Source organism: Paenibacillus sp. KS1 (assembly GCF_001680695.1).
In the GTDB taxonomy this organism is placed as follows: domain Bacteria; phylum Bacillota; class Bacilli; order Paenibacillales; family Paenibacillaceae; genus Paenibacillus_B; species Paenibacillus_B suaedae.
This window is the reverse complement of record NZ_MAIS01000218.1, coordinates 1-1,679: the sequence shown is the minus strand read 5'-3', so window position 1 is coordinate 1,679 and position 1,679 is coordinate 1. Positions and strand designations below refer to the sequence as shown.

Annotated in this window: 1 protein-coding gene; it reads left to right on the top strand. The window is 41.9% G+C overall.

What is annotated here, in order from left to right; translation table 11 throughout:
• Nucleotides 1-493: 493 nt before the first annotated feature.
• On the top strand, nt 494-1,135 hold the full coding sequence (locus BBG47_RS27915; protein WP_065294455.1) for a hypothetical protein: 642 nt from the start codon (nt 494-496) through the stop codon (nt 1,133-1,135).
• The last annotated feature ends 544 nt before the right edge of the window (nt 1,136-1,679 follow it).

Sequence of the window (1,679 nt, the reverse complement as noted above, 5' to 3'; positions counted from 1 at the left end):
GATCCCTGCCTCGCGCAATTGTTCGATCGAAGCCTCGCGAATCTGATCCCTGTCTCACAAACGGGGGTCAGTTCCATCCTTGCCAGGCCTTTTTTATGTCGCGCAATATCATTTTGGCTCTCTCTTGATGAAGAACGATGCGATAATCAAAACGATGGCCAGCCCAATCTCAATATTGAACATCGTCCAGAAACTATCATTAATATAGTAGAAAGGTTGGTTTATTGCGCTTTTCGTATCTTTCAGTGTTCTCATGTACACGTAATCATTCCAAAACATAACCAGCAACAGATGCGTAAAAGCCCCATATAGAAGCCCTACTCCACACTTAAAAATAAAATCTCCTCCCCCAATTACGATGGCAAATCTGGCTCGTTCCATCTTAATGGTAAAAATGATTTTTTGATTGGTAAACCCAAAAATAATATAGCATATTATTCCAATCTATGATAGAGTAAGATTATTCCCAAATATAAGGAGGTTAAATTAAAAAATGAAAAAAATGATTCTTTTATCCATTTCACTCACCCTGTTTCTTGGTATGTTCGCCGTCCCCCTGAACAACAACGCATTCGCCAGCGAAATGAAGGAGAACATGACTCAGCCTGATAAGATTGAATATATCACAAGTGAAAATGGAAAAGTCATCCCTGTTATTTACATCAGCGATCCGGTTAAAGCTCACAAATATATGGAGCAGCATGGACTTAAAAAAGAAGAGCGTTTTCAAGTGAACAACTTCGCATTTGCTTCAGGGTATTCATATGTTGGATATAGCGGTACATTCAATTATGACTACAAAGTAGACTATACTGAAAATAGAACAAAGAAAAATTTCGTATGGAAGCGCACAGTAACTAGGAAGTCTACCGGAAAAACAACAGTCTCCGTAGGTGCTGATTTCGCTAAATTTTTTAAAGCTTCGGTCAATAAGGAATGGGGAAAAGAAATGTCCTATGAAGATAAATTTGAAGTAGACATCCCGCCGAACAAGCAAGGAGAAATTTGGACATGGAATGTTGCCGAAAGCTATACTTTCAAATCTGGGAACGAACAATTTAGTGCAATAAGACCAACAGACAACTTTGGTAATAGTATTTTGATTACTAACTTTAGAGATCCGGTTAACGGTTAGTTGAATTCTTAAGGATTATAAATTCAAAAAAGTAACAGCATTGCGGGACAAGCCCAGCAATGCTGTTTTTCTTTATTACAATTTCAACTTAACATTTTTGAATCCTCGGCTTGCTGGAGGATGCCCATCTCGGTGGCGAACCACTCACACCTTCGGCTCCGCAATTCGACCGCCGTAGCAAATGACCAAAATATCCCGCTGGACACGTTCCCATCTCGTCAGGGATGTATGCAACATCGATTCTGAGCGATGGGAAGATTGCTTATTAGGTGCTCGGCTCCGCATCCTTGCCTAGAGGGGCCAAGCAGAAGTCCATTACGTCAACCGTAACTGTCGGAACCAGCTCAAAAAAAAGAAACCTTGCAGCAACGATCTGCAAGGCTTCCAGCTTTCCTTTTATTCATCATGGTTCACGTCATTATCCACATCGGCAGCCTCCAGGTCTGGGGCATCCGGCTCGGCTTCCTGCGGTTCCTTCTCTTGCTGGAGAGCGGCCAAGATCTTATTCGCCAACTTCTCTCCGATCCCTGCCTCGCGCAATTGT